Below are 15,702 nucleotides of genomic sequence, written 5' to 3'. Positions count from 1 at the left end.
AGGCGATGACCGGGATTGCCGTGCGGCGCTCCCAGCCCGGGGCTTCGCTTAGCCGGAGCTTTCCAGCTTCAGCAGCTTGGCGCGCAGCTGTGCTTCGTCGAACGGCTTGACGATGTAGTCGTCGGCGCCGGCGGCGATGCCCTCATGAATATCTGAGGCCTGGCTCATCTGCGTACAGAACACCACGGTCGGTGCCTTGTGCGTGGGAATGGCGCGCAGTTCGCCGACGAATTCGATGCCGCTCATCACCGGCATTTGCCAGTCGGTGAGGACGAGGTCGGGCATGTGCTGCTTGCAGCGGGCGAGGCCCTCCTCGCCATTTTCCGCCTCGACAACGCGATAGCCAAGGCTAGCGGCGATCTTGCTGGCGACCTTGCGCACGACACGGCTGTCATCGACGACCAGGCAGGTCTTGCCGCGGCCGATTGCCGGAGCAGTCCCGCCCTGCCGTTGCGCTTTCGCCTGGCGCACGATCTCGTCCGTATCCACCGAATCGGACGACCCGGCGCGCGGTGCAGGACGAGGCTTGGCGGGCTGTTCGGCCTGCGGGGTGCGCTGGCGCGGGGCCTCCGCTGCCGGCGCATCCTTTTCCTCTTCGAACTCCTGTAACGGATCGACGATACCGGGATCGCGCTCGCGATTGGCGTCGGCGATCTTCTGCGCCAGCGTCTTGCCGGCGCCCGGATTGTCGTTCTGATTGGCTTGCGGACCCGTTGTCCGTTTGATCAGGTTCCGAATGGTTCGAACTCCCCTCGCATTCCGTCCATCTCGAACGGCGCCGGATGCGCGCCTTCGCCAGGAGTGATCCTTACATGGATATAGGGAACCCACAGGTCGCCAAAATCCGCCTTTTGGTACCAAACATCGAGCACGTCGAAGCTGGCCCACATGCCGTCGGGACCGCGCAAGCGAAGCCCTTCGCCGATGCGCGGCACAGCAGCAAACCGCAGGCGCTCCTGCGACTGATTGGTCTCGTTCTGAACTTCGATTTCAATCACGGAACCCGTCCTAACCTTGCAGGACGTTCTAGCCGCAAAATATTTACCAAATCCCCAACGCCGTTAAGGACCTGCACGATTTTTCCGGCGGGACGGCCGGAATTTCCTATTTCGTCGCGGCCGCCTTCTTGGCTGCAGGCTTCTTTTTCGCCGCCTTCTTGCGCCCCTTCTTCTTCGCGGGTCCCTTGGCGGCACGTGCCTTGATCAGCTCGATCGCCTGCTCCTCGGTCACATCCTCCGGCTTCACATCCTTGGGGATAGTCGCATTGGTGCTGCCATCGGTGACATAGGGCCCGTAGCGGCCCGGCATCACCTTCATCTCCCCACCCGAATCGGGGTGCTCGCCGAAAGTCTTGATCGGTTCCGCCTTGCCGCGCGAACCGCCCTTGCGATTGGCGGCCTCTGCGAGCAGCGTGACCGCCGCATTCATGCCCGTCTCGAACACGTCGCGCGTCGATTGCAGGCGTGCATATTTGCCATCGTGGCGGAGATAGGGGCCATAGCGCCCGATGGCGGCTTCGATCGGCAGGCCCGTTTCAGGATGATCGCCAATGATTCGCGGCAGCGCCAACAGTTTCAGCGCCCAGTCGAGATCGAAATCGTCGACATCCTTGGGAATCGAGGCACGCTTTGCATCCTTGCCCTCGCCCAGCTGTACATAGGGGCCATAGCGGCCGGTCTTGCGCTCGACGTCGAGACCCGTTTCCGGATCCTGCCCCATCACCGTGTCGTCCGACCCGTCGCCATCGCCTGGCTGGCCGAATTTCCGCCGGAACGTGCATTCCGGATAGTTCACGCAGCCGATGAATGCACCATAGCGACCGCCGCGCAGGTGCAGCTCCCCGCCCTCGCGGCCCTGTTCGGCACATAGAGGGCAGAAGCGCGGATCCTTGCCGTCCTCGCGCGGAGGGAAGAGATAATCGGCGAGGAATTCGTCCAGCACCTCGGTCACTTCGGAGGGCTGGCGCTCCATGACCTCGTCGCTCTTCGGCTTGAAATCGCGCCAGAAATCCTCGAGCAGCTTCTTGTATTCTGCACGCCCGCCGGAGACCTCGTCCAGCTCGTCTTCCATACCCGCGGTGAAGTCATAAGCAACATAGCGGGGGAAGAACCGTTCGAGAAACGCCGTCAGGAGCCGTCCCGAATCCTCTGCAAAGAAACGGTTTTTCTCCATCCGCACATAGGCGCGGTCGCGCAGGGTCTGGATGGTGGAGGCATATGTGGAGGGACGGCCGATGCCGAGTTCCTCCAGGCGCTTCACCAGGCTGGCTTCGGAAAAGCGCGGCGGCGGCTGGGTGAAATGCTGCGTCGCCTCAACCGCCTTCTTCGCCGGGCAATCGCCCTTCGCCATCGCCGGGAGCAGGCCGTCTTCGTCCTCCTCGCGCTTCTCGTCGAAGCTTTCGGAATAGACGGCCAGGAAGCCGGGGAACTTGATCACCTGGCCGGTTGCACGCAGCTCGTGCTGGCCGGTGCCATCGCGCAGGGTGATCGTGGTGCGCTCCAGCTGCGCAGCTGCCATCTGGCTCGCCATCGCGCGCTTGAAGATCAGGTCGTAGAGCTTGCCCTCGTCACCCGAACCCGCACGGTCGCGGCCGAAATCGGTGGGACGGATCGCTTCATGCGCTTCCTGCGCGTTCTTCGCCTTGCTGGCATAGAAACGCGGCTTTTCAGGCATGTAGTGCCCGTCATAACGATCGGCGATGGCCTTGCGGCAGGCGGAAATGGCGCTGCCATCCATCTGCACGCCGTCCGTACGCATATAGGTGATCGCGCCCGCTTCGTAGAGCGACTGGGCGCAGCGCATCGTGTGGCTGGCGGAGAAGCCGAGCTTGCGCGCGGCTTCCTGCTGCAGCGTGGAGGTAGTGAAAGGCGGCGCGGGATTGCGCTTGAGCGGCTTGGTCTCGACGTCCTCGACCGTGAAGCGCCCGTTCTCCACCGCCGCCTTCGCCGCTTCGGCCATGCCCTTGTCGCCGATGGAGAGGCGTTCCAGCTTCTTGCCATCGAAGCGCACCAGGCGCGCGTCGAATGCCGTGCCATCCTGCTCCATCTTGGCGACGACGGACCAGTATTCCTCCGGCTTGAATATCTCGATCTCGTGCTCGCGCTCGCAAATCAAACGCAGAGCGACCGACTGCACGCGGCCCGCACTCTTGGCGCCGGGCAGCTTGCGCCACAGCACGGGCGAGAGGGTGAAGCCGAACAGGTAGTCGAGCGCGCGGCGGGCGAGATAAGCGTCGATCAAATCGGTATCGAGACCGCGCGGCGCCTTCATCGCATCGGTCACCGCCTGCTTGGTGATCGCGTTGAAGGTAACGCGCTCCACCTCGTCAGGCAGCGCCTTGCGCTTCTTCAGCAGCTCCTGCACGTGCCAGCTGATCGCCTCCCCCTCGCGATCGGGGTCGGTGGCGAGGATCAGGCGGTCGGCCTTCTTGGCCGCATCGGCAATCGCCTTCACCTGGTCGCGATTGCGCTTTTCGGCATAGACCTCCCAGTCCATCGCGAAATCCTCGTCCGGCCGGACCGAGCCATCCTTGGGCGGGAGGTCGCGGACATGGCCGTAGGAGGCCAGGACCTTGAAGTCCTTGCCCAGGTATTTCTCGATGGTCTTCGCCTTGGCGGGCGACTCGACGATAACAAGCTGCATGATGTAAAAAGACTGTCCCTACACGTGTACGTACGCGCGAGGGTGGTGCGGCTCGTCAGGATTCGTCAAGCGGTCTTGTATCAGGAAAACACCTCACCCACCTGCTCGGCACCTTCACTCACCGCGCAATAGATCGCGATGCCCAAAGCTATGGTGATTGCGTTGCCCGCAGCCTCCATGAAGGCGGAAACGATGCCCAGCAGCGTCGCGCCGAACAGGCCGAACACCAAGCTTATGATGCCGCCAATGATGATCAGGCCGATGATGAGTACCAGCGCGGCCAGGAAGATGGTCCAGCCATGTCCCTTTGTCGCATCCCAGCTGGCCGAGAGCGAATCCACCACACCGCGCTGTTCGCCGATCACGAAACCCGTGGCAGCCGACCACCGCACGAGCAGGAAGATGCCGGGAACGATCAGCAGGACGAAACCGATCACGATGCCGATGCCTGAAAGGATTGCCATGCCCAGATAGGACCAGAAGCGATTCTCGTCCGACCTCAGCCGGCCCCGCGAGCCAAGGTAACGCCTGGCAAGCCAATACGAAGCCACGATCATCGCGATCAGGCCGATGAGTTCGAACAACCCGCTGCCGGGGCTGTCGTTCGCATCGACCATGAACCCCGTCGACAGATCGAACTCTTCGACCGATGTCAGTCCCGTCGCGACACCCAGCGCACCGATGCCACCTATCACGAGCACATAGAGCAGCGCGTCACGCGAATTGTCCCGAATGAGGTCCGTCATCGACGTGAGCAGACCACCTACATCAACCGATTTTGCCATTCCAATCCCCCCTTCAAAGCACGAGGGATACACGACCACCCGCGTGACGGGCAAGCCGCCCGGAAATCTCCAGCTCGAGCAGCGCCATCTGCACGGCACCCGCGCCCTGCCCGCTCTGGCGCACGATCTCGTCCACCGGCACGGGCGCGGTGGTGAGGAGAGCGGCGATGTCACCGGGGTCGGCAGCTTCGGCATCGGGCTCGAAATCGCCGAGGTCGAAAGGCACGGCATGTTCGCGGAAAGTGGAGCGCGGCGTACCGTCGAAGGAAGAGAGCAGCTCCACCACATCATCGGGTGACTGCACCAGCACCGCCCCTTCGCGGATCAGCCTGTTACACCCTTCGCTGCGCGGTTCGAGCGGGCTTCCGGGGATCGCCATGACCTCGCGCCCCGCCTCGCCCGCCAGCCTGGCGGTAATGAGCGAGCCGGACTTGGGCGCGGCTTCCACCACCAGTGTCCCGGCGCTGAGCCCGGCGATAATGCGGTTGCGCTTGGGAAAGAGCTGGCCGCGCGGTTCGGTGCCCGGCGGCTCCTCGGCAATCAGCAGCCCCTCGCTCGCCACCCGCTCCTGCAAATCGGCATGCTGCGGCGGATAGGTAATGTCGATGCCGCTGGCGATCACGCCGATCGTGGCGGGCAGCGCGCCTTCATGCGCTGCTCCGTCGATGCCGCGAGCGAGGCCGGAGACGACCGTCAGCCCCTCTGCCGCCAGCGCCGTGGCAAATTCGCGCGCCAGCTTCACGGCCGCGGCGGAGGCGTTGCGCGCACCGACCATGGCAACGCAGGGACGTGCTGCCAGCGACAAGTCACCCCGCACCGTCAGAATCGGCGGCGACCCGTCGATTTCGCGCAACAGGGCGGGATATTCCGGCATGTCGTGAAAGAGGTAACGCGCGCCGGCCTTGCGCACCGCCGCCACCTCCGCCTCGATCCGCGATCCGGGTGCGGCGCGGTACTGGCGTTTCCCCTTTGCAGCGAGGTCGGGCAGCGCATCAAGCGCAGCCTGCGCATTGCCGAAACGGGCCAGGAGTTGGGCGTAGCTGACGGGGCCGATATTGGGAGAGCGGAGCAAGCGGATGCGGGCAAAGGCCTCATCCTGACCAAGCGTGGCCGTCGCCATCACTTCTTGCCGCCGATGCGCGGTTCGGTCCCCTCGCGCAGGCGCTTCAAATTCTCGCGGTGGAGGAAGATCACCAGCACCGCGATGGCGGTAAGGACCGGCACGAATGCCATGTAGCCCAGCACGGCAGCGGCAATGGCAGCGGCGACCACCGCGCTCATCCCGGCCACCGAGCTGATCCGCAGTGCCGCCAGCAAGCCCAGCCACACGGCGGCATAGGCCAGCCCAATGGGCCATGCGATGCCGAAGGCGACGCCCGCATTGGTCGCAACGCCCTTGCCACCTTTGAACTTCAGCCAGACCGGGAAACAATGGCCCAGTACTGCGCCCAGTGCGGCGAATGGCACCCCTTGCGGAAAGTACCGCCAAGCGAGGAAAACCGGCAGGAACCCCTTGGCGAGGTCCAGCAAGAGCGTTCCCGCAGCCAGCCACTTGCTGCCCGTGCGCAGCACATTGGTCGCGCCGATATTGCCACTGCCGATCTTGCGTACATCGCCCTTGCCCGCCGCCATGGCCAGCAGCAGGCCGAAAGGGATAGATCCGGAAATGTAACCGAGTAGAAGCGCGTAGAGCCAGTCCATGACCCACCCATAACCGCTGGTGCGCTGATTGGCAGTCTGAATCTGATCCGCGCCGGAGCAACGCGGCGTTAAAGGCGAATGGTACCAACCGACCGCACTTTGGTTTGCCGCTCGTTCCGCCTATCGCTGCAAGCATGGACGAGAGGACACCCATCAACCGCCTGACTGAGCGGGAGAAGCAAGTGCTGCGCGCTTGGCTGCAGCACAAGACCGCCAAGGAAATCGCGCTCGACTTCGGCATTTCATACTATGCGGTCGAGAAGCGGCTGAAGATGGCGCGCACCAAGCTGGGCGTGAGTTCCTCGCTGGAAGCTGCGCGGCTGTTGGCCGATGCGGAAGGGTACCAGCAGCCGGTAGCCCAGTCGCCGGACCTCGAAACAGCGACCCTTCCAGGCAACAGGTGGTTCTCCAGACCACTGGCATTGGGAGTTATGATCATGACTATTTTGGCAGCCGCCCTTCTTGTTTTCAGTCAGCAAGGGGGCACTGACGCCGCCGTGTCGATACATGAAGCTGCCGGGACGACACAGGGTAATCCCGGCAACCCGTCGGAACTCCAATACGCCCCGGCCACGCCGGAGCGTGTACGCGAATTTGTGCGCGGCATGTTCGACAGGCAGGACAAGGACGGATCCGGCTATATCGAGCAGGAAGAGGGACCAGAGTCGCTGGTCATTGTCGGCTCCTCGGAGACGGGCGAGCCTCTCGCCTTCGAAGAGGCCAACATCACTGAGCGGCTCGAAGGCGAGGAGGCATGGGCGCGGTACCTCGCAGATTCCGACACGGACGGCGATGGTCGTGTCAGTCACGAGGAATTTGCCGGCATAATTCTTCCGCAGTTCCTCGAGCGCGGCATTCCCTTGCTGCCCGCAGATTGGGAAAGCCGCCAGTAAGAACCTCCGCTTGACGGTCGGCAGGCCCTCGGCCATCGCTGCGCGCCATGGTCGATCCTGCCGCCCCCATCCTGATTTTCGATTCCGGCGTCGGCGGGCTCAGCGTGCTGGCCGAGGTGCGCAAGCTGCTGCCCGATGCGCCGGTGATCTATGTCGCCGACCAGGCCGCCCTCCCCTATGGCGACAAGACCGAGGCAGAGATTGCTGCACGCGTGGCCGGACTGCTGGGAAGGCTGGCGGAGCGTTATCACCCGCGCCTGATCTGCATCGCCTGCAACACCGCGTCGACCATCGCTCTCGGCATGGTCCGCGAGGTGCTGGAGACGCCGATCGTAGGCACCGTGCCCGCGATAAAACCCGCTGCCGAAATGACGAAGACCGGTGTGATCGGCCTGCTCGGTACGGCGGCGACCATCCGCCAGGCATATGTCGACAATCTCGAAGCCGAGTTCGCCTCCGACAAGACATTGCTTCGGCATGCCGCTCCCGAACTGGTCGGCGCGGCCGAACTGAAGCTGCGGGGCGGCACACCCGACCCGGCCATCTTTGCGCGGGCCGTTGAAGGACTTCGCGCGCAGGCAGGCGGCGCGGATATCGACACGGCCGTGCTCGCCTGCACCCACTTCCCGCTGCTGGAGGATGAACTTGGCGCGGCTTTCGGTGGGAAAGTGAATTTTGTTGACGGAGCGCAAGGTATCGCCCGTCGCATCGCCTATCTCACGCAGGGCCAGTCATTCGACCGGCAGCAACCCGACTTTGCAATCGTGACCGGTGATAAACACGATGACCCTGCTCTCCTTCAAGCGTTCGAACCCTACGGAATCGCAAAAATCTGCTCACTGTGATGCGAATCCTTCGCAAACATCGTTCTTTAAACCGCGGGCCGGATTGACTAAGTCCGCCGGGACTCGAGGCCGCGCACCTGAAAGCGGCGCTGATCGGACAAGTACGCTGAACTACGACCAGATATTCGACCAGGCGATCGACCGGCTGCATGCCGAGGGGCGCTACCGCGTCTTCATCGATATCTTGCGCAACAAGGGCGCCTTCCCGAACGCGCGCTGCTTCGCCGGTCATAACGGCCCGAAGCCGATCACCGTATGGTGCTCGAACGACTATCTCGCCATGGGCCAGCACCCCAAGGTTGTCGCCGCCATGGAAGAGGCGCTGCACGATGTCGGCGCAGGCTCCGGCGGCACGCGCAATATCGGCGGCAACACGCATTACCACATTCAGCTGGAAGAAGAACTGGCGGACCTGCACGGCAAGGAAGCCGCGCTGCTGTTCACCAGCGGATACGTTTCCAACGATGCGACGCTGTCCACCCTCGCCAAACTGCTGCCCGGCTGCATCATCTTCTCCGATGAGCTGAACCATGCCAGCATGATCGCCGGGATCCGCAATTCGGGCTGCGAGAAGCGCATTTTCCGCCACAACGATGTCGAGCATCTTGAACAGTTGCTCGCCGCCGAGGATCCGGACGTGCCGAAGCTGATCGCATTCGAAAGCGTCTATTCGATGGATGGTGACGTCGCCCCGATCCACGCGATTTGCGACCTGGCTGATAAGTACAATGCCCTCACCTATGTCGACGAGGTCCACGCCGTGGGCATGTATGGCGACCACGGCGGCGGCATTTCCGAACGCGACAATGCTGCCCATCGCATCGACCTGATCGAAGGCACGCTGGGCAAGGCATTCGGCGTGATGGGCGGCTATGTCGCTTCGAGCCGCAAGGTTATCGACTGCATCCGCTCCTATGCACCGGGCTTCATCTTCACCACCTCGCTCAGCCCCGTGCTGGTGGCGGGCGTGCTGGCAGCCGTGCGGCACCTGAAGCAATCGAGCGTCGAGCGGGACGGTCAGCAGGCCGCGGCCGCTTTGCTGAAGCAGAAGTTCCGCGATGCCGGCCTGCCGGTGATGGACAGCACCACGCACATCGTCCCGCTGATGGTGGGCGATCCGGTGCGCGCCAAGAAGATCAGCGACATGCTGCTCGCCGAATATGGCGTCTATGTGCAGCCGATCAATTTCCCCACCGTGCCGCGCGGCACGGAACGCCTGCGCTTCACGCCCGGTCCTGCCCATACGGCGGAGATGATGGACGAGCTGACGCAGGCTCTGGTGGAAATCTGGGATAGGCTGGAACTGGAACTGCAGAAGGCGGCCTAGGCGGCCTGCCCGTCACCCCAATGACAAACTGATCTGCGTCAAAGCGGGCTCGCCACGACCCCGCTATCCCTCGACCATGGCCAATGGGCTTGCGAAGCTCGTCGGCCCGACCAAGGGGAGAAACATTATGAAACGGATCATCGCTACGCTTGCGCTTCCGCTCGCCGCCCTGTCGCTCGCGTCTTGCCAGCAGGAAGCGCAGGATGCGGCCGACGCAGAGGCAACGGCGGGCCTGCAGTCGCTACCGGTCAGCATAAATGCCTCGATGGTCGGGATCATCGACCAGTCCGCCGACTTCATCTGGGCCGTGGGCAATGGCGACATGCCGCGTGATGACCATGACTGGGACCAGGTGCGCGGCGCCGTTTACGACATGATCCTGGGCGGCCAGATCATCAAGGTGCCCGGAACCGGCGAATTCGACGAACAATGGGCCAACAATTTCGACTGGCGGCAGCATTCCGATGAGCTGACGCAGATCGGCCAGGACGCCTTGCCGCTGGTCGAGGCGCGATCCGAGGATGTGGAGGCATGGCGCGCCATCGGCGACCGGCTGGTAGAGAACTGCCTCGCCTGCCACGAGCTGTTCAAGCCCGACGTGCCCACCCAGGGCATCCTGCACGAATCCACCGAGCGCGAATCGCGCGGGATCAGCATTTTCGACTGATCGCCGATACGGCTGTTGTGAACGAAGGGGCTGGAGGCGATCTCCGGCCCCTTTCGCTTGTCAGCGCAAGCTCACCACATTGTCGCTGGCAGGCGTCGGGCGATCGCCGCGATAGAGGCTGAACATCGGTTCGTTCTCCACCACATAGCCCTGCGTCGCGCCGAAGCCGTTGAAACGCGTCTGCATCGCCGCGCCATAGGCGCCAAGCATGCCGATCTCGATGAAATCGCCGGCCTGGATATCCTCGGGCAGCAGGAACGGGCCCTTCATGTAATCGGCATCGTCACAGGTCGGGCCGTAGAAGGAGAATTCCGCGACCGGCTGCAAAAGGTCGTCCTCAAGCGCCACGACCGGAAAGCGCCAGTCGACATGCGCGGCATCGAATAGCGCGCCATAGGCGCCGTCATTGATGTAGAGTTCGTTCCCGCGGCGCTTTTCCACCTTCACGATCAGGCTGGAATATTCGGCGCACAGCGCGCGGCCCGGCTCACCCCAAAGCTCCGCCGAATAGGAAATCGGCAGCGCTTCGAAGTGGCGGTGGATCTGTGCGAAATAGTCTTCCATCGCCGGCGGATCGAGATCGGGATAGACGCTGGGGAAACCGCCACCGACATCCACGATGTCCACGGTCACAGCCGCCTCGGCAATCGCGGCGCGCACGCGTTCCAGCGCCTGGACATAGGCAAAGGGCGTCATCGCCTGGCTGCCGACATGGAAGCAGATGCCCAACGCATCGCAATGCTGGCGGGTTTCCTGCAGCAGCGGCGCTGCATCGGCGAGGTCGACACCGAACTTCGCTGCCAGAGAGAGCTCGGAATGTTCGGAAGAAACGCGCAGGCGCACCAGCAGCTGCAGGTCGCTTGCTGCTTCGCCCGCCTCATTGGTCGTCGCGTCGACGATCTTCGCCAGTTCTTCCAGCGTATCGAGGCTGAAAGTCCTCACGCCATGGGTGAAATAGGCCTCGCGAATGGCGCTGGAGGTCTTCACGGGATGCATGAAGCACAGCTTCGCTTCCGGCAGGACTTCGCGCACCATGCGCACTTCGGCGATGGAGGCGACGTCGTAATGGGTGATGCCCGCGTCCCACAGGATGCGAATCAGATCGGGCGAGGGATTCGCCTTCACCGCATACATGGCGGTGCCCGGAAACTTCTCGGCAAAAAAGCGTGCTGCCCGCGCCGCGGCATGCGGGCGGTTCAGAATCACTGCCTCATCCGGCGAAAGGGCGCGGACTACAGCTTTTGCGTCGGGATAACTGTGCAATTCAAGGGACCCCCAGAACGTTAGTACTCACAAGCTGCCTTGCGGTTGGAAGTCCCCTTGGGGCAGCGGAAGCGCGGCATATAAGGAGGCGGATGAATGATGCAATAACAAAACGCATGGTCTTCCCACGCATCATTCGACGAAGTGTTCCGAGAAAATCAGAAGGCGACGTCCGGCACGGCCTCCACCGTGCCCTTCTCACTGTCGTCGAGCCGGTGAAAATCGGCTTCGCGAAAGCCCAGAATGCCGGCGAAGAGCACCGCCGGGAAGCTCTGAATCCCTGTATTGTAACGCGAAACAGCAGCGTTGAGCGCGCGGCGCGCGGCGGCCAGCTTGTCTTCTACATCGGCCAGTTCACGCTGCAATTCCTGGAAGTTGGCGGAAGCCTTGAGGTCGGGATAGGCCTCGCCCAAAGCCAGAAGGCGGTCGAGCGCGACGCGAAGCTGCGCCTCATTGCCCGATTCCAGCGCGCCCTGTGATGCGGTGTTGCGTGCGGAAATCACCGCATCGAGCGTTTCCTGCTCGTGCGCGGCATAGCCCTTCACCGTGTTCACCAGGTTGGGAATGAGGTCATGCCGCTGGCGCAGCTGCGCATCGATATCCGCCACGCCCTGGTTGACGTTCTGACGCAGCGCCACAAGCCGGTTGTAGATGCCGATGAGCATGATGCCCACCAGGACGACGACGCCGATAAGAATCCATTCCATAGGAAGCCCCCTGCCCTATCCCTGTTAACCGAAAGTGTGCCATTGATGTTGCTGGACGGGAAGGGGGAATGGCGGTGATCGAACGGCCGGACGTTGACGCGCTGCTGAATGGGGAGCTGGGCGACTGGCTGCGCGAACAGGCCGTGGTGCGCGACGCGGCGCGTGAAAAGAGCAATTCGCGCTTTGTCCTGTCCGCTTTCTTGGTGTTGCCACTAGCCGCCTTCCTGCTGTTCGGCCCCGCCCTCGACGGGCAGCTGAAGCTATGGATCATCATGGGCACCGGCGCCGTAGCTGCCTGGTGGAGCTACCTTCCGCGCGCGAAGGCGGTGAAGGAGACCAAGGAGGGGATCAATATCGCCCTCGCTCAGGCTCTCGGCCTCGATTACCAGCACGATATCGAACCCGGCTTAGGGTTCGAACGCGCGCAGCACTTCAAGATGGTGCCGGGTTTCCAGCGCTCCAGTTTCGAAGACCTTTGGAGCGGGGAAGTAGGCGGCCGCCGCTTCACCCTGCATGAGGCGCATTTGCAGCAGAAGCGACAGAGCGGGAAAAACTCCCACTACGTCACCGTCTTCCGCGGCCCGGTGATGACGCTCACCTTCGACCGGCAGTTCCACGCCACTACGCTGGTGGAACGGGCAAAGCGGCACAAGAAGTTCGGCTTCTTCGGCGAGAAGGACAGCCTCGGCGTGGCGGGCCTGGACCTGCAGAAGGCGGACATGGTCCATCCGCGCTTCGAGGACGAATTCACCGTTTACACCACCGACCAGGTGGAGGCACGCTACCTCGTCCATCCCAGCTATGTCGAACGGCTGATCGCGCTGGAGGAGGCGTTTTCCGGCAAGAAGGTGCGCGCGCTGTTCCACCAGGGCGAACTGACGATCGTGCTAGAAACATCCAACATGTTCGAAAGCGGAAATATCGATGCAGGCCGCGATCGGGAGATGATCGAGACCTGCATCGAACAATTCATGTCGATGGCCGACCTCGCCGCTTCATTGAACGAACCGGCGAGGGGCTAAGCTCCGCTGAATCACGCCATTGCGAGCGGCCAAAAGTCGCGAAGCAATCCAGGTCCGGACCGGATTGCTTCGCTACACTCGCAATGACGAAAGGATTTTCCCGAGCCTACTTGTCGAACAGCTTGGCCCAGCGGCGCTTCTCGCGCGTCTTCCAGTGCTCGCGGTGATAGGCGTCGGAGGCCAGCAGCGGCATGACCGAGCCGGCCTCGGCAAAGACCATCTGTTCGATCCCGGTGTTGACCTTGCCCCAGCTCGCCGCTTCCTGCAGCGTGGAAGAGGAGCAGGCACCGTCGCGTACATCGGCGACGGTGATCTGCACGGCATATTTGTGGACCGCCACGTCTTCATGGCCCAGGATTTCGGCGCAAACGACCGTATCCTGAATGAAGTTCTTCGGCACGCCGCCGCCGACCATCAGCAGGCCGCTTTCGCCCGCCTCGATCTTGATGTCGGTGAGCTCGCGGAAATCGGCGATCGCATCGATCATCATGTAAGGCTTGCCTTCCTTCATGCGGTCCACCTGGTGCTTCACCAGGCCGAAACCGGCAGAGGAATCGACGAAGGCCGGGCAGAAGATCGGCACGTCATGCTCATAGGCGAGCTTGACGAGGCTGTTCTCCTTCTTGCCGTGCTCGACAAGGTACTTGCCCATCTCGCGGATGAAAGCGCGGCTGGAATAGGCCTTGGGCTCCAGGGCATTCGCGATCTTGTTGATCGTGAAGTCGCAGTCCTGCAGCTGCTCCTCGTCGATATAGGTGTCATAGATGCGGTCGATATAGAGCGAGCGCAGCGTGTCGTCGTCGGGGATTTCCAGCGCCTGGTAGTGCTTGTGGCCAAGGCCCTCGAAGAAATCCATGTCGACGATGGTGGCGCCGGTGGCGACCACGCAATCGACCATGTTATTGCGGATCAGCTCTGCATAGAGGTCCATGCAGCCACCTGCACTGGTGGAACCGGCAATGACGAGGAAGATGGTGCAATCCTTGTCCTCCAGCATCTGGTTGTAGATGCCGGTGGCGCGCGCGAGATCGCGGCTGGTGAAGCTCATCTTGCCCATCGAATCGATGATCGGGCGCGCATCGAACTTCGTGATGTCGATATGCTCGACCTCGGTCGAAAGCAGTTCCTTCTTGCGCGTGTCGTTGATCTTCGTGTCGGTCATTGCATTCCTCCGGTCCACTGCCCGGACAATGGACCCAAAACAGGCTGGTTCCCGGGATGAAGGGCGCGCCCGATAGGCGCTGGCGCGTGTCGCGTAAACATGTATTTCGCAATTGTGATGACGAATGCAAACCAGCTTGTGCTTCCGACAGCCGAAGGCGTGGCCCGTGCGGCAGCGAAAATCGCCGAAATCCTGCCTCCCACGCCGCTGCTGCCGGTCGAGCATGAGGGCCGGAAATTCTGGCTCAAGGCCGAATGCCTGCAGCCGATCGGCGCCTTCAAGATCCGCGGCGGATGGAACCGGCTCAGCGACTTGTCGGCCGAAGAACGCGCGCTTGGCGTGGTGGCGGTTTCCAGCGGGAACCATGCGCAAGGCGTTGCCTGGGCGGCTCGGCGGCTGGATATTGCCGCGACTATCGTGATGCCGTCCGACGCACCGGCGATCAAAGTGAACCGCACGCGCGAGCTCGGTGCGCAAATCGTTTTCTACGACCGCATGACCGAGAACCGCGAGGAGATTGCACTGGCAATCGTCATGAAAACGGGCGCCATCCTTGTCCATGCCTTTGCCGACCGCTGGGTGATCGAGGGGCAAGGCAGCGCGGGGATAGAGATCGCGCACCAGCTCGGCCACCAGCCATCGCGCATCCTCGCCTGCTGCGGAGGCGGTGGCCTTAGCGCGGGCCTCGCCCTCGCCTGCCCCGATGCGGAGGTTATTCCGGTAGAGCCGGAAGGATGGGACGATGTCTGCCGCTCGCTTGAGGCAGGAGCAATCCAGTCCGTCCGCCCGAACCCGCCGCCGACAGCCTGCGATGCGCTGCAAACGCTGGCAACGGCGGAGATCAACTTTGCCGTGCTGAAGGAACGCTGCGTTAGCGGCCTGCGCGTCAGCGAGGAGGAAGTGCGCCACGCCCAGCGCTTTGCGGCGGGGGAATTGCGCCTTGTCCTCGAACCCGGCGGTGCCGTGGCGCTGGCGGCGGCGCTGGCGGGCAAGGTTGAAGTAGACGGGAATACGGTGGTCATCGCCACCGGTGGCAATACCGATCTCCAAGCCATTGCGGCTGTCCTGCAGGACAAATAGGTTTCATTTGACAATCTAATTTCGTCCGACCAGTCTCCGGCCCCGTTGAAGGAGGAGGAATGGTCATGCAGATGGAAATTCTCGCCCCGGCGGCGGTGCTGGTTGCCTGGTCGATCGTCATGCTCGTGTGGATGGCAGCAACGCGGCTTCCCGCCCTCGCCAAACTAAACCTCCCACCGGAACGAACGCGAGGTGGGCGAGGCAGCGACCTTGATGGCGTAATCCCCGATAACATCCAGTGGAAAGCGCACAATTACAATCACCTGATGGAACAACCGACGATCTTTTATGCACTAGTAGCCATCTTCGCGATTGGCGGTGCGACGCAGACCGATGTGTGGCTGGCCTGGGCCTATGTTGCCATCCGGCTTGTCCATTCCTTCTGGCAAGCGCTGGTCAACACCATCCCGGTGCGGATTGCGCTATTCACCATATCGAGCATCGTCCTCGGCGTGATGGCGGTACGCGCCGTCATATTGACGCTTGGATGAGAGCTGCCTTCCGCAACCGTCCCGCCGGGACGCCCAATAGGTAGGAACCCTGAAGGACGGTTTCGGCATTTCCAAGTATTGCTCATGGCAGTTTTCGCAACAACAAGCGGGAGTTGC

16 protein-coding genes are annotated in these 15,702 nt (G+C 62.6%); 7 read left to right on the top strand and 9 right to left on the bottom strand.

Annotated elements, in window-relative coordinates; all coding sequences use genetic code 11:
* Positions 1-48: 48 nt before the first annotated feature.
* The 6 genes from E5222_RS06165 to plsY form a co-directional block, all read right to left on the bottom strand.
* Positions 49-489 (bottom strand): response regulator, encoded by a 441-nt coding sequence (locus tag E5222_RS06165; protein ID WP_281276740.1) that lies wholly within the window; start codon positions 487-489, stop codon positions 49-51.
* Positions 490-725: 236 nt separating this feature from the next.
* A complete protein-coding gene (locus E5222_RS06160) occupies positions 726-998 on the bottom strand; it encodes a hypothetical protein (RefSeq protein WP_246021553.1) in 273 nt (90 codons plus the stop codon).
* A 106-nt stretch (positions 999-1,104) separates the two neighbouring features.
* Positions 1,105-3,642, bottom strand: a complete 2,538-nt coding sequence (gene topA, locus E5222_RS06155) for a type I DNA topoisomerase (RefSeq protein WP_136692793.1) — start codon at positions 3,640-3,642, stop codon at positions 1,105-1,107.
* 80 nt (positions 3,643-3,722) lie between these two features.
* Positions 3,723-4,388 (bottom strand): hypothetical protein, encoded by a 666-nt coding sequence (locus tag E5222_RS06150; protein ID WP_136692792.1) that lies wholly within the window; start codon positions 4,386-4,388, stop codon positions 3,723-3,725.
* Positions 4,389-4,440: 52 nt separating this feature from the next.
* Positions 4,441-5,547, bottom strand: a complete 1,107-nt coding sequence (dprA, locus tag E5222_RS06145; RefSeq protein ID WP_136692791.1) for a DNA-processing protein DprA — start codon at positions 5,545-5,547, stop codon at positions 4,441-4,443.
* The gene (gene plsY, locus E5222_RS06140; protein WP_136692790.1) at positions 5,547-6,128 is read right to left on the bottom strand and encodes a glycerol-3-phosphate 1-O-acyltransferase PlsY; all 582 of its coding nucleotides are present in this window, start codon (positions 6,126-6,128) and stop codon (positions 5,547-5,549) included. The genes dprA and plsY overlap by 1 nt, the downstream gene beginning before the upstream one ends.
* Positions 6,129-6,262: 134 nt before the next feature.
* Between plsY and E5222_RS06135 the strand changes: the two genes are divergently transcribed.
* The 4 genes from E5222_RS06135 (at position 6,263) to E5222_RS06120 (ending at position 9,860) form a co-directional block, all read left to right on the top strand.
* Positions 6,263-7,021, top strand: coding sequence for a LuxR C-terminal-related transcriptional regulator (locus E5222_RS06135; protein ID WP_136692959.1), 759 nt, complete (start codon positions 6,263-6,265; stop codon positions 7,019-7,021).
* A gap of 47 nt (positions 7,022-7,068) precedes the next feature.
* Positions 7,069-7,866, top strand: coding sequence for a glutamate racemase (gene murI, locus E5222_RS06130; RefSeq protein WP_136692789.1), 798 nt, complete (start codon positions 7,069-7,071; stop codon positions 7,864-7,866).
* 106 nt (positions 7,867-7,972) lie between these two features.
* Positions 7,973-9,193 carry a 5-aminolevulinate synthase gene (hemA, locus tag E5222_RS06125; protein WP_136692958.1) on the top strand — a complete coding sequence of 407 codons (1,221 nt, stop codon included), beginning with the start codon at positions 7,973-7,975 and terminating at the stop codon, positions 9,191-9,193.
* A 127-nt stretch (positions 9,194-9,320) separates the two neighbouring features.
* A complete protein-coding gene (locus tag E5222_RS06120) occupies positions 9,321-9,860 on the top strand; it encodes a hypothetical protein (protein ID WP_136692788.1) in 540 nt (179 codons plus the stop codon).
* A gap of 60 nt (positions 9,861-9,920) precedes the next feature.
* Here the strand turns inward: E5222_RS06120 and E5222_RS06115 are convergent, their stop codons facing one another.
* A complete protein-coding gene (locus E5222_RS06115; protein WP_136692787.1) occupies positions 9,921-11,123 on the bottom strand; it encodes a type III PLP-dependent enzyme in 1,203 nt (400 codons plus the stop codon).
* A 158-nt stretch (positions 11,124-11,281) separates the two neighbouring features.
* Positions 11,282-11,830, bottom strand: coding sequence for a LemA family protein (locus tag E5222_RS06110; RefSeq protein ID WP_136692786.1), 549 nt, complete (start codon positions 11,828-11,830; stop codon positions 11,282-11,284).
* A gap of 68 nt (positions 11,831-11,898) precedes the next feature.
* Between E5222_RS06110 and E5222_RS06105 the strand changes: the two genes are divergently transcribed.
* Entirely contained in the window at positions 11,899-12,852 is a 954-nt protein-coding gene (locus tag E5222_RS06105; RefSeq protein ID WP_136692785.1) for a DUF3137 domain-containing protein, read from the top strand.
* Between the two features lie 106 nt (positions 12,853-12,958).
* Here the strand turns inward: E5222_RS06105 and E5222_RS06100 are convergent, their stop codons facing one another.
* Positions 12,959-14,014 (bottom strand): 1,9-bis(guanidino)-5-aza-nonane synthase, encoded by a 1,056-nt coding sequence (locus E5222_RS06100; protein WP_136692784.1) that lies wholly within the window; start codon positions 14,012-14,014, stop codon positions 12,959-12,961.
* A gap of 117 nt (positions 14,015-14,131) precedes the next feature.
* Between E5222_RS06100 and E5222_RS06095 the strand changes: the two genes are divergently transcribed.
* Positions 14,132-15,094, top strand: a complete 963-nt coding sequence (locus tag E5222_RS06095) for a threonine ammonia-lyase (protein WP_136692783.1) — start codon at positions 14,132-14,134, stop codon at positions 15,092-15,094.
* Between the two features lie 65 nt (positions 15,095-15,159).
* On the top strand, positions 15,160-15,585 hold the full coding sequence (locus E5222_RS06090; RefSeq protein WP_136692957.1) for an MAPEG family protein: 426 nt from the start codon (positions 15,160-15,162) through the stop codon (positions 15,583-15,585).
* Positions 15,586-15,702: the final 117 nt, after the last annotated feature.

Origin of the sequence: Alteraurantiacibacter aquimixticola, assembly GCF_004965515.1 — a bacterium.
Classification (GTDB): domain Bacteria; phylum Pseudomonadota; class Alphaproteobacteria; order Sphingomonadales; family Sphingomonadaceae; genus Alteraurantiacibacter; species Alteraurantiacibacter aquimixticola.
The sequence above is the reverse complement of the archived record's forward strand: the minus strand, read 5'-3'. Positions and strand labels throughout refer to the sequence as shown.